The 12198-nt window shown below is 72.1% G+C and carries 11 protein-coding genes and 1 pseudogene; 4 read left to right on the top strand and 8 right to left on the bottom strand.

The window, feature by feature from the left end; genetic code table 11:
* The first annotated feature begins 4 nt into the window (after positions 1-4).
* Positions 5-418, top strand: coding sequence for a RidA family protein (locus tag ABZW17_RS01875; RefSeq protein ID WP_354808644.1), 414 nt, complete (start codon positions 5-7; stop codon positions 416-418).
* On the opposite strand, the gene ABZW17_RS01870 is transcribed toward ABZW17_RS01875, so the two are convergent.
* Positions 396-1559: an ROK family transcriptional regulator gene (locus tag ABZW17_RS01870; RefSeq protein WP_354808642.1), complete on the bottom strand. Its 1164-nt coding sequence runs from the start codon at positions 1557-1559 to the stop codon at positions 396-398. The two genes, ABZW17_RS01875 and ABZW17_RS01870, sit on opposite strands and share 23 nt — an antisense overlap.
* Positions 1560-1656: 97 nt before the next feature.
* On the opposite strand from ABZW17_RS01870, the gene xylA reads away from it, so the two are divergent.
* The gene (xylA, locus tag ABZW17_RS01865) at positions 1657-2805 is read left to right on the top strand and encodes a xylose isomerase (RefSeq protein ID WP_354808640.1); all 1149 of its coding nucleotides are present in this window, start codon (positions 1657-1659) and stop codon (positions 2803-2805) included.
* A gap of 46 nt (positions 2806-2851) precedes the next feature.
* Here the strand turns inward: xylA and ABZW17_RS01860 are convergent, their stop codons facing one another.
* The 6 genes from ABZW17_RS01860 to ABZW17_RS01835 all read right to left on the bottom strand — a co-directional run bounded on the left by ABZW17_RS01860 (position 2852) and on the right by ABZW17_RS01835 (position 10041).
* A complete protein-coding gene (locus ABZW17_RS01860) occupies positions 2852-3853 on the bottom strand; it encodes a sugar phosphate isomerase/epimerase family protein (RefSeq protein WP_354808638.1) in 1002 nt (333 codons plus the stop codon).
* A gap of 256 nt (positions 3854-4109) precedes the next feature.
* Positions 4110-5273: a Gfo/Idh/MocA family oxidoreductase gene (locus ABZW17_RS01855; RefSeq protein WP_354808636.1), complete on the bottom strand. Its 1164-nt coding sequence runs from the start codon at positions 5271-5273 to the stop codon at positions 4110-4112.
* The gene (locus ABZW17_RS01850) at positions 5270-6295 is read right to left on the bottom strand and encodes a substrate-binding domain-containing protein (RefSeq protein WP_354808634.1); all 1026 of its coding nucleotides are present in this window, start codon (positions 6293-6295) and stop codon (positions 5270-5272) included. Before ABZW17_RS01850 ends, ABZW17_RS01855 begins: the two co-directional genes overlap by 4 nt.
* On the bottom strand, positions 6292-7284 hold the full coding sequence (locus tag ABZW17_RS01845) for an ABC transporter permease (RefSeq protein WP_354808632.1): 993 nt from the start codon (positions 7282-7284) through the stop codon (positions 6292-6294). The genes ABZW17_RS01850 and ABZW17_RS01845 overlap by 4 nt, the downstream gene beginning before the upstream one ends.
* Complete coding sequence (locus tag ABZW17_RS01840; RefSeq protein WP_354808630.1) at positions 7277-8782, bottom strand: sugar ABC transporter ATP-binding protein; 1506 nt, start codon at positions 8780-8782, stop codon at positions 7277-7279. The genes ABZW17_RS01845 and ABZW17_RS01840 overlap by 8 nt, the downstream gene beginning before the upstream one ends.
* Positions 8779-10041: an ROK family transcriptional regulator gene (locus ABZW17_RS01835; RefSeq protein WP_354808628.1), complete on the bottom strand. Its 1263-nt coding sequence runs from the start codon at positions 10039-10041 to the stop codon at positions 8779-8781. The genes ABZW17_RS01840 and ABZW17_RS01835 overlap by 4 nt, the downstream gene beginning before the upstream one ends.
* 256 nt (positions 10042-10297) lie before the next feature.
* Here ABZW17_RS01835 and ABZW17_RS01830 point away from each other — a divergent pair, with 256 nt between their 5' ends.
* A complete protein-coding gene (locus ABZW17_RS01830) occupies positions 10298-11353 on the top strand; it encodes a hypothetical protein (protein WP_354808626.1) in 1056 nt (351 codons plus the stop codon).
* Between the two features lie 9 nt (positions 11354-11362).
* Here ABZW17_RS01830 and ABZW17_RS01825 read toward each other — a convergent pair.
* Positions 11363-11692, bottom strand: a pseudogene (locus tag ABZW17_RS01825) (transposase); the annotation flags it as partial.
* A 255-nt stretch (positions 11693-11947) separates the two neighbouring features.
* Here ABZW17_RS01825 and ABZW17_RS01820 point away from each other — a divergent pair.
* Positions 11948-12198, top strand: a 251-nt coding sequence (locus ABZW17_RS01820) for a transposase (RefSeq protein WP_354808624.1), incomplete at its 3' end; no start/stop codon positions are given.

Genomic DNA, 12198 nt, shown 5'->3' with positions numbered 1-12198 from the left:
TCCCATGTCCGTGGAACTCATCAGGGCCGGTGGCCTGACCGGCGCCGTCCCGTACGCGTACGCCTCGGTGGTGCCCGCCGGCGCCCGGCTCGTGCACACCGCCGGCGCGTGCCCGATCGACGAGCACGACCGGCTGGCACCCGGCGACCTCGCCGGCCAGGCCCGGCAGGTGATGGACAACCTCGAGGTGGCGCTCCGGGCGGCCGGGGCGGGGCTGACCGACGTCGTGCGCACGACCGTCTACGTCGCGAGCACCGACCAGGCGGACCTCGTGACGGCCTGGAACGTGGTGCGCGCGAGGTTCGGCGACCACGACGCGCCGAGCACCCTGCTCGGCGTCACCGTGCTCGGCTACCGGGGCCAGCTCGTCGAGGTCGACGCCGTCGCGGTGACAGCTACGCCTCCTGAGCCCGCGTGACGAACGGCGCCGGGTCGGCCAGCACCCGGTGCACGACCCGCCCCGCCGCGCCCAGAGTCGCCGCGTCGCCGCCCAGGCGGGACGCCGTCAGGACCGGGGGCGTGCCCCGCAGCCCGCCGAGGCGCGCGGTCAGTACTTCCGACACCGGACCGGACAGCCACGGGTACAGCTGCGTGAACACCCCGCCCAGCACGATCCGGTCCAAGTCCAGGAGGTTCACCGCCGACGTCAACGCGATGCCGAGCGCGCGTCCCGCCGCCGCGCACGCCGCCAGGGCCGGGCCGTCGCCTCGCTCGAGGGCCGCCAGCAGCTCCGGGACCGATGCGGCTTTTCCCGCCGTCAGCAACGCTTCCTGGCCCGCGTACGTCTCCAGGCACCCGGTGCCGCCGCAGCTGCACGGCGCCCCCTCCGGGGCCACGACGACGTGGCCCAGCTCGCCCGCCAGGCCCGTGGCGCCCGAGAACAGGGTGCCGCCCACCACCAGGCCCGCGCCGATGCCGATTTCGCCCGACACGTAAAGGAAGTCGCGCTCGCCGGCGCCGTACCAGAGCTCGCCCAGGGCGGCCAGGTTCGCTTCGTTGTCCAGCTCGACCGGGACCGGCAGGCGCAGCAGGTCGGCCGGGCGGACGTCCTGCCAGCCGAGGTTGGGGGCGCTGAACAGCACGCCGTCGCCGACCGGGCCGGACACCGCCAGCACCGCGCCCGCCACTTCCAGCCCCAGCCGGTGGGCCTCGGCGAGCGCCTCGGTGGCCAGCGTCTGCAGCTCGCCCAGGACCTTCTTCGGCCGCGAGCCGCGGTTGTCGCGCTCGCGGCGGGCGGCGAAGCGGACGCCGCCGGTGAGGTCGAGCACGCGGACCGCGAGGTAGTCGACGTTGATCTCCAGCCCCAGTGCCGCCACGCGCGCGCCGCTGAGCACGACCGCCACCCCCGGCCGGCCGCGTTCGCCCGCCCGCGCGGGCCCGGTCTCGGCGAGCAGCCCCGCGTCCACCAGGTCGCCGACGAGTTTCGAGACCGTCGACTTGGTCAGCCCGGTCACCTCGGCGAGCGCGGCGCGGGTCAGCGGGCCGCCGCGGCCGACCGCCCCCAGCACGACCTCGAGGTTGCGGGCGCGCATTTCCTCGTGCCGCACGGCCTGGGTCATCGCGTCCTCCTGCGAAGCACTCTAACCGTCCCCCTTGACGCCCGGGACCCCGCGGCGCATATTTAGTCTACAACGTGAACTAAATGAAGGGACAGTCATGAGCGACTACGCTCCCCAGCCGGCCGACAAGTTCACCTTCGGCCTCTGGACCGTGGGCTGGCCCGCGGCCGACCCGTTCGGGGTGGCGACGCGGCCGCCGCTGGACCCGGTGGAGAGCGTGCACCGGCTGGCCGAGCTGGGTGCCTACGGCGTGACGTTCCACGACGACGACCTGCTGGCCACCGAACCGGACCGCGACAAGGCGATCGAGCGGTTCCGCAAGGCGCTCGCCGAGACCGGCCTCAAGGTCCCCATGGCGACGACCAACCTGTTCACCCACCCGGTGTTCAAGGACGGCGGCCTGACCAGCAACGACCGTGACGTCCGCCGGTACGCCCTGCGCAAGGTGCGCCGCAACCTCGACCTCGCGGCCGAGCTCGGCGCGCAGACGTACGTCGTGTGGGGTGGCCGCGAAGGCGCCGAGTCCGACGCCGCGAAGGACGTCCGCGCGGCCCTGGACCGCTACAAGGAGGGCCTGGACCTGCTCGCCGACTACGTCGTCGAGAAGGGCTACAACCTGCGGTTCGCCCTCGAACCGAAGCCGAACGAGCCGCGCGGCGACATCCTGCTGCCGACGATCGGGCACGCGCTGGGCTTCATCTCGCAGCTGTCGCGGTCCGAGATGTTCGGGCTGAACCCCGAGGTCGGGCACGAGCAGATGGCCGGGCTGAACTTCGTCCACGGCATCTCGCAGGCGCTGTGGCAGGGCAAGCTGTTCCACATCGACCTCAACGGCCAGCACGGCCCGAAGTACGACCAGGACCTGATCTTCGGCCACGGCGACCTGAAGAGCGCGTTCTTCCTCGTCGACCTGCTGGAGAACGGCGGCTACAACGGCCCGCGACACTTCGACTACAAGCCGCTGCGCACCGAGGACACCGAGGACGTGTGGGTGTCGGCGGCGGCGAACATGCGGACGTACCTGATCCTCAAGGAGAAGGCGGCCGCGTTCCGGGCCGACCCGGAGGTCACCGAAGCCCTCGCGGCGTCGCGGGTGCCGGACCTCTCGACGCCGACGCTGGCGCCGGGCGAGACGTTCGACGACGTGCTGAACGACGACTTCGACCTCGACGCGGCGGCCCAGCGCGGCTACCACTTCACGCGGCTCAACCAGCTGGCCCTGGAGCACCTGCTCGGCGTCCGCTGATCCCGGCGAAGGGCACCCTCGTGGTTTCGAGGGTGCCCTTCACCGGCTACTTCGACGAGAAAGCCGCGTCGAACGCCGCCGCGGGCGGGGTGAAGTTGAGCTTCCGGACGAACTCCAGGGCCTCGGGCGCGCCGATCAGGCGGTCCATGCCCGCGTCCTCCCACTCGATCGAGATCGGGCCGTCGTAGCCGATCGCGTTGAGCATGCGGAAGACGTCCTCCCAGGGCACGTCGCCGTGGCCGGCGGAGACGAAGTCCCAGCCGCGGCGGGGGTCGGCCCAGGGCAGGTGGGAGCCGAGCCGCCCGTTGCGGCCGTCGAGCCGCTTGCGGGCCTCCTTGCAGTCGACGTGGTAGATGCGGTCCTTGAAGTCCCAGAGGAAACCGGCCGGGTCGAGGTCCTGCCAGACGAAGTGCGACGGGTCGAAGTTCAGCCCGAACGCCTCGCGGTGCCCGATCGCCTCCAGGGTGGCCACCGTGCTCCAGTAGTCGTAGGCGATTTCGCTCGGGTGCACCTCGTGCGCGAAGCGGACGCCGACCTCGTCGAACACGTCCAGGATCGGGTTCCACCGGGTGGCGAAGTCGGCGTACCCGCGCTCGATCATCGACGGCGGTACCGGCGGGAACATCGCCACCGCGTGCCAGATCGACGAGCCGGTGAAACCGACCACAGTGGACACCCCGAGCTTCGCCGCGGCCCGGGCGGTGGCCTGCATCTCCGCCGCCGCCCGCTGCCGGACGCCTTCGGGCTCGCCGTCGCCCCAGATCCGCGCGGGCAGGATGGCTTCGTGCCGCTCGTCGATCGGGTGGTCGCAGACCGCCTGGCCGACCAGGTGGTTCGAGATCGCCCACACCTTCAGGTCGTACTCGGCCAGCGTTTCGAGCTTCGCCGGGACGTAGCCGTCGTCGGCGAGGGCCTTGTCGACCTCGAAGTGGTCGCCCCAGCAGGCGATCTCCAGGCCCTCGTAGCCCCAGCCGCTCGCCAGCCGGCACACCTCTTCGAACGGCAGATCGGCCCACTGCCCGGTGAACAGGGTCAACGGTCGTGCCATGTCCTGACCTCCTCGGTGCGTTTCACTCGGTGCAGTTCCTTGACTTCGTTCGCGTGGAGCTTCTCCCGGGCCGGCGCCGGGTCCGAATCGAATACCCCGGCTGCGCGCGGCGGGCGGCGTCCCAGAACCTGTCCCCCCGCACCAGTTTGTAGTGCTGGCGCCAGCTGTTCCGCGCGCAGGGCCGCCCCGGCGATGGCCGTGGTGGCCACGATCCCCGGGCACCGACCAGCCAGACACCGATTTCCCCTCCGCTGGTTCAGCCTCCGTCGGACGCTCCGACGCCGACGCGGGTCCAGACACTGCTCGCCGCCGCGCTTTCCTCGACCGCGGCGAGCACCCGCTGCACCTGCAGCCCGTCCGCGAAGGACGGTTCCGGGTCCTCGCCCGCGGCCAGCGCGGCGAGCAGATCACGCACCTCGTGGGTGAACGTGTGCTCGTAGCCGAGCCCGTGCCCCGGTGGCCACCACGCGCCGACGTACGGGTGCCCGGGCTCGGTGACCTGGATCCGGCGGAAGCCGCCGAGCTCCGGGTCCTCGGTGTGGTCGTGGAAGGCCAGCTCGTTCATCGCCTCGAAGTCGAACGCGAGGCTGCCCGCGGCGCCGTTGACCTCCAGGCGCAGCGCGTTCTTGCGGCCGCTCGCGAACCGCGTCGCCTCGAAGGTGCCGACGGCACTCCCCGCGAAGCGGGCCAGGAACAACGCGGTGTCGTCGACCGTCACCGGCCCGCGCCCGCCCGAGCCGGGCCGCGGCCGCTCGGCGACGAAGGTTTCGGTCAGGCCGGAGACGCCGGTGATCGCCGAGCCGGTGACGAACTGGGCGAGGTCGATCGCGTGCGCGCCGAGGTCCCCCAGCGCCCCCGATCCCGCCTTGTCCTTGCGCAGCCGCCAGACCAGCGGGAACTCCGGGTCGACGAGCCAGTCCTGGAGGTACTGGGCGCGCACGTGCCGGATCTCGCCGAGCCGGCCCTCCGCGACGAGTTTCCGCGCGAGGGCGACCGCCGGCACCCGCCGGTAGTTGAAGCCGAGCATGGACCGCACGCCACGGGTTGCCGCCTCGGCCGCCGCGGCGGCCATGGCCTCCGCTTCGGCGACCGTGTTGGCCAGCGGTTTCTCGCACAGCACGTGCTTGCCCGCGGCCAGCGCGGCGAGCGCTATCTCCGCGTGCGAGTCCCCGGGCGTGCAGATGTCCACCAGGTCCACGTCGCGGGACTCGATCAAGCGTTTCCATTCCGTCTCCACCGACGCCCAGCCGAGTTTCGCCGCGGCGGCCTCCGCCCTCGCGCGATCGCGGCCGCACAGCACCGCCATCCGGGGGGCGAGCGGAAGATCGAAAGCCCGGTGCACGGTCCGCCACGCCTGGGAGTGGGCCGCCCCCATGAAGGCGTACCCGACCAGGCCCACGCCGATCGTCGCGCCGGTCACTCGAACGACACCGGCAGGTAGCGGTCCACGTTCTCCTTGGTGACGACGGCGGAGAACAGCGTCACCGTGGCCGGCACCTCCTGCTCGGCCAGGTCGCCGAGGCCCTTCGCCTGCCCCAGCAGCCGGGCCAGCTTGATCGCCGACGCGGCCATCGTCGGCGGGTAGAGGACGGTCGCCTTGAGCACCGAGGAGTCCGCCTTGATCTGGTCCATCGCCGCCTTCGACCCGGCGCCGCCGACCATCAGGAAGTCCGCCCGGCCCGCCTGCTTCACCGCCTGCAGCGCCCCGGTCCCCTGGTCGTCGTCGTGGTTCCAGATGGCGTCGAACTTCGGGTGGGCCTGCAGCAGCTCGGCCATCCGGGCCTGCCCGGTCGGCACGGTGAACTCCGCGGCCGCGCGGCCGATCTTGCTGATGCCGGGGTAGTTCGCCAGCGCGTCGTCGAACCCCTGCGTGCGCTGGCGCGTGAGTTCCAGGGTGTCGATCCCGGCCAGCTCCAGGACCGTGCCCTTGCCGCCGAGTTTCTGCCCGATGAAGTTCCCGGCGTTGACGCCCATCCGGTAGTTGTCGCCGCCGATCCAGGTGCGGTAGCTCTGCGGCGAGTCGAAGATCCGGTCCAGGTTGATCACCGGGATCCCGGCGTCCATCGCCTTGCGGCCGGCCGGGGTGAGCTGCTTGCCGTCGGCGGGCAGCACGACCAGGACGTCGACCTTGCGGTTGATCAGCGCGTCCACCTGCGCCGACTGGGTGGCCGCGTCGTTGGAACCCTCGGCGACGACGAGTTCGACGTCCGGGTGGCGGCCGGCTTCGGCCTTGGCGTTGACGGTGATGGCGTTGAGCCAGCCGTGGTCGGCCTGCGGCCCGGCGAACCCGACCGTCACCTTCTTGCCCGGCGTGTCGGCCACGCCCTGGGTGACGGTCGCGGCGGCGGGTTCGTCGGAGTTGCTCGTGCACGCGGCGAGGGCGCCGGCGCCGAGGGCCGAGGCGCCGGCCAGGAACGCGCGTCTGCGGAGGGTGCTGTTCATCGGGAGTTCCTCTCGGTCGAATACCGGCGCTGGACGAGGACGGCGAGCACGATGAGCACGCCCTTGGCGAGCTGCTGCACCGCGGTGGGCAGGTTGTTGAGGGTGAACAGGACGCTGATGGTGGTGAAGACGAGGACACCGAGGACCGAGCCGGCGAGCGTGCCGCGGCCGCCGGAGAGCAGCGTGCCGCCGATGATCACCGCGGCGATCGCGTCGAGCTCGTAGAGGTTGCCGTTGCCGCTGGTCCCGGAGCTGGTCAGGATGATCAGCATGACGCTGGCGATGCCGCAGCACAGGCCGGACAGGACGTAGAGCAGGCAGGTGTGCAGCCGGACGTTGATCCCGGCCAGCCGCGCGGCTTCGAGGTTGCCGCCGATCGCGTGGGTGCGGCGGCCGAAGGTGGTGCGGTTGAGCACGACCCAGCCGGCGACGGCGACCGCGGCGAAGATGAGCACCAGCGGCGGGATGCCGAGCAGGTAGCTGTCCTGGTAGCCGAGGTCGACCAGGGCCTGGTTCTTCGGCGACACCGTCTGCGTGCGGCCCTGCGAGAGCTGGATCGCCAGGCCGCGCGCGGAGGCGAGCATGGCGAGGGTGCCGATGAACGCGACCAGCCGCCCGTACGCGATGAGCAGTCCGGTCACCAGCCCGCAGCCGAGGCCGACGGCGAGCGCGCAGAACACGATCCCGCCGACGCCGAACGACTGCGTGGCCTTCGTCGTCGCCCAGACCGTGGCGAGCGCGACCACCGCGCCCACCGACAGGTCGATGCCGCCGCCGATGATCACGAACGTCATGCCGACGGTGATCACGCCGATCACCGACGCCTGGGTCAGCAGCAGCACCAGGGTGCCGGTGGTGAGGAACTGGCCGGGCTGGGTGAGCGCCCCGACCACGACCAGGATCGCCAGGACCCCGACCAGGCCGAGGTTGCGGACCTCGGTGAGTCTCCGCCGCTCGGGTTCGGCCCGGGGCGCTGCTTGTTCAGTCATGGACGGGCTCCTCCAGGATGAGGTCCAGCACGCGGCGCTCGTCGAGCTCGCGGGCGCCGGCTTCGGCGACGACCTGGCCTTCGCGCAACACCAGCACCCGGTCGGCCAGCCCGAGCACCTCCGGCAGTTCGCTGGAGACCAGCAGGATCGCGACGCCGGAGCCGGCGAGCTCGCGGATCACGCGGTACAGCTCGGCCCGCGCGCCGACGTCGACCCCGCGGGTGGGCTCGTCGAGCAGCAGCACCCGGCAGCCCTTGAGCAGCCAGCGCGCGACGACGGCCTTCTGCTGGTTGCCGCCGGACAGCTTGCCGACGACCCGGCGGACGTCGGCCGGGCGCAGGTCGAGCGCCTCGGTGTGCCGCCGGACGGCGGCTGTCTCGGCCTTGGCGCTGAACCAGCCGAGGCGCGCGTACCGCCGCAGCGACGGCAGGGAAACGTTGCGGGCCACGGACTCGTGCAGCAGCAGCGCCTGGCTCTTGCGTTCCTCCGGGGCCAGGCCGAGCCCGCCGCGGACGGCCGCGCCGACCCCGTTCCCCAGTGGCTTCCCGGCGAGGCGGATCTCCCCGGCGGTCGCTTTCCGGGCGCCGTAAACGGTCTCCAGGACCTCCGAGCGGCCCGAGCCGACCAGCCCGGCGAGCCCGAGGATTTCGCCTCGCCGGAGCGAGAAGGTGACGTCCTCGAACGCGCCGGCCAGGCTCAGCCCGGTGACGCCGAGGATCTCCGGCGCGTCGTCGTGGGCGCCGGGAGCCGGCCGCGGCGGGAACGGGAACTCGACGCGGCGGCCGGTCATCCGGGCCACCAGGTCGCCGGTCGGGGTGGTCCGCGCGGGCAGCCCGGCGGCGACGGTCCGGCCGTCCTTGAGGACGCTCACCCGGTCGCCGATCTCCCGGATTTCGGCCAGCCGGTGGGAGATGTAGAGCACCGCGACCCCGCGCGCGGTGAGGCCGCGGATGACCCGGAACAGGTTGGCCACCTCGTCGGCGGCCAGGACCGCGGACGGTTCGTCGAGCACGATCAGCCGGGCGTCCAGCGAGAGGGCGCGGGCGAGGCTGACGATCTGCCGGCCCGCCGCGGACAGCGCGGCGACTTCCCGCTCGACGCGGATTTCCCGGTGTCCCAGGCGGTCGAGGAGCTGGCGTGCCTCGGCCCGCATGGTCGCGCGGCGGACGAAACCGCCCCGGGCCTGTTCGTGGCCGAGGAAGACGTTCTCCGCCACCGAAAGGCCGTCGACGAGGTCGAGTTCCTGGTACAGCGTGGCGATGCCGTGGCGGATCGCCGCGGTCGGGTTCGGCAGCCGCACCGGCGTGCCGTCGATGCGGATCTCGCCGTCGTCCGGGCGGTGCGCCCCGGCCAGCACCTTGATCAGGGTCGACTTCCCGGCACCGTTCTGCCCGAGCAGGCAGTGCACTTCGCCGGCTTCGACGCTCAGCTCGACGTCGTCGAGCGCGCGCACCCCCGGGAACCGCTTGCCGATCCCGGTCATCTCCACGAGCGTCATCCGCTGTCCCCTTCCGCCCGCACCGGCACCAGCGCCGGGTCGTCGAACACCGCCTGCAGGGCGACGTGCGCGCCGCCGCGCGAAGCCGCGGAGAACCCGAGCCAGGACAGCTCGACGCGGCAGCCGCCGATGCCCGGCGCGACCACCCGGGCCTCGAGCTCGGCCAGCATCGGGCCGAGCAGGTACGGGCCCAGCTGGGCGAAGTAGCCGCCCAGCAGCACCACCCGCGGGTTGAAGACGTTGACCAGCACGGCCGCGCCGACGCCGAGGGCGGCGCCGACCTCCGCGAGCGCGTCGAGGGTCCGCTTGTCCTTGAGCTGGGCGCGGCGGCGGACGATGTCGAGCCGCTGTTCGAGGTCGAGCGACGGGTCGTGCACCGGATCGCTCGGCGACGCGGCCAGCCGCAGCATCCCGGCCAGCCCGACGAGCGTCTCCCAGCAGCCGCGGCGGCCGCAGCCGCAGACCCGGCCGGCCGGGTCGAGCTGGATGTGCCCGATCTCGCCGGAGAACCCTTCGGCGCCGCCGAGCAGCCTGCCGCCGGAGATCACCCCGCCGCCGACGCCGATTTCGCCGGTCAGGTAGACGAGGTCGGCGGTGCCGGCGACGCTGCCCATCGCGTATTCGCCGAGCGCGCCGAGGTTGGCGTCGTTGGCCGTGCGCACCGGGAACGACGGCGGCCCGAGCCGCCGGGTGAGCCGGTCGGTGAGGCCGCGGACCACCGGGACGTCGGTCCAGTGCAGGTTCGGCGCGAGCGCCACGGTCCCGCTGCCGGCTTCGACGAGGGCCGGGACGCCGACGGTCACCCCGGCGGGCCGGACCCCGAGCCGCCGGCATTCGCGCAGGGCGCGAGCGGTGAGTTCGGCGCCGGCGTCGAGCACCTTGGCCACCGGCAGCGCCTGGACGTCGAGCGCGACGCGTTGTTCGAACAGCACGGTGCCGGTGAGGTCGAGGGCGAGCGCGCTCAGGTAGTCGACGTTGATCTCGACGCCGACCCCGCCGACGCCCCGCCCGTCCAGCTCGACGATCGTGCCCGGCCGCCCGACGGCACCGGCGCGTTCCCGGTCGCCTTCGCGCGCCAGCCCGCGTCCGACGAGTTCGGCGACGAGGCTGGAGACGGTCCCCTTGTTCAGCCCGGTGTCGGCGGCGATCCCGGCCCGCGACCGCGGTCCCGCGTCCCGCAGGTGCCGGAGCACCAGCGAAAGGTTGCTGCGCCGGACGGCCGTCTGGTCCGCCGGCTTGCGCGAGAAGGAGGAGTCCACACCGACACCGCCCCAGTTCGTCTGGTGGGACAACAAATTAGGTCCGGCGGAACGAACGGGTCAACGAAGCCGCGCGCGGGGCGAACCGGGACGAAAGCCACCAAACCCGAGCTGACCAGCGAAACTGTCGAAGCCCGGCGGGCGGGCCGGTCCCACGGATGGAGCACGGGTTAGGGCGCGCGGCCGCCGTAATCCCGCCGCCGAACGGGCGCCTGGCGTGGCGTAACAGGGGATCTGCCCCGCACGACCATCAGCGGTGATCGAAGACATGGTCGTGGCCATCGCCCGCTGGCTGCGTAACGCCCTCGCCGAGTCGGAAATCGACCTCGTGCGCGACGCCGACGACGAGCGACTCCTGCACCGCAGCCTTGAACACACCGTCGTGAAGGCCGTCGGGATCGCGTTCCCCCACCGGCGGGGCAAGCTGGCGCAGGATCTCCGCCGGTGCTTCGCCGACCCGCCGCTGGTCGCGCTCGCACCAGGAGTGACAGGGCCGAACCTGCGCCAGGCGGTGGCGGCCCAGGTGGAACGGGTGGTGCGCGAAGACGGGTTCCTCCGGAGCTACTTCAGGGACGAGCAGCTCGCCGACCTGCTGCACGGCGCGTTCCTGGAGGCGATCAGCCACCTCGTCGCCATCCGCGGCGACGAGCGTCTGGCGACTCGCCTCACCGCGCTCGGGTTCGGCGTGGACAGCCCCCGGCAGACCACCAACGTCGCGGTGGAGACCAGGGGCACCGTGTTCCAGGCGGGAACGGTCAACGGTGACGTCCACCTGACCACCGGTCTCGGCGAGCCCCCCGCCGACGAGCCACCGATCGTGGTCACGACGAGCGTGTTCACCAACCGGTGGCTGGTCGTGGCGGGGCCACCGCCGGTGGAGTTCACCTACTGCGGGAGCACGGAGGTCTCGGTTCTGGTCGAGGCACGCGGAGCACGTGCCGTCGTGCTGCGCGCCCTGCGCGTGAAGGTGCTGTCCCGCGAACCGGCGCGGCCGGTCGTCGCCTCCAGGGGCATCTGCTCGATCATGGACCGCAGGTTCTTCGACGTCCTGCTGGACGAGAACCCGCCTCGCCTGGTGCCCGCCGCCGCGGGCTCGAACGCCGGCTGGATCCACCGGCTGACCCGCCGTCCGCCCGAGCCGCCCGGCTTCCCGTTCACGGTGGCGCCGCTGGACCCCGAGATGTTCGTCCTCAAGCCGTCCAGCACCCACGAGGTGCAGTGGGTACTGGAGCTGGACTGGACCTATCAAGGGCAGGCGGGCACGGTGACCGTGGACCGGGCCGGCGAGCCCTTCCGGGTGCATCCGGGCTAGGACCTGTCCTCAAAGCCAGACGAGCAGGGTGGCGAGGTCGATCATGCTTCGATAGGAAGTGGCGGTCTTGTCGAAGCGGGTCGCGATGGCACGGAACTGCTTGAGGCGGTTGCAGCAGCGTTCGACAACGTTTCGGCGCCGGTAGGCAGTGCGGTCGAAAGGCGGTGGGCGGCCGCCGGCCCGGCCTCGGCGCAGCCGGTTGGCTCGCTGGTCACGGCGTTCGGGAACGATCGCCGGGATATGCCATCAGCGCAGGTAGGTGCGGATGGCGCGGCTGGAGTAACCCTTGTCGGCCAGCACCCGGCGCGGCCGGTTCGCCGGACGACCCGGGCCCGGCCGACGGAATTCGACACCGGCCCCTTCGCACCAGAGACCGGAAGCAACGGCTCGATCACCTGCCACTGCTCATCGGTCAGTTCATGCCTACGTACCACAGCCGAAGATCAAAGCAGATCACCCACACCAGCTTTGAGGACAGGCCCTAGCTTGAGTTTTAACGTCTGCGTGGTCGATGGAGACCCTGCCGATCATGAGTGAAGCCCTTGGTCGATCATTCCTTCTTGCGACAGACGGAAGATCGAACCAAGGGCTTCAATGATCAGTGTGCATCACGCCGGTGACGCCGGCGCGGCCGGGGAGCTCTCCGCGCTCCGGCAACAGTTCCACCGATGCCTGACCCGGCGGGCGGACGCGTTGTTCGAGCTGACCGAGGCGGTGTTGTGCGCGGACGGGCCGGTCCGGTCGATCGCGGAGCTGTCCCTGGCCGGTGAGCACCGTCGCGGCCACGGCAGTGGCTATGCCGCGCTGGCCCGCGGACGCGTCGACATCGATCGACTACGTACCGC

This window comes from Amycolatopsis sp. NPDC004625, from assembly GCF_040609695.1.
Classification (GTDB): Bacteria; Actinomycetota; Actinomycetes; order Mycobacteriales; family Pseudonocardiaceae; genus Amycolatopsis.
Note: the sequence above shows the minus strand (reverse complement) of the source record. Positions and strands in the feature narration are given on the sequence as shown.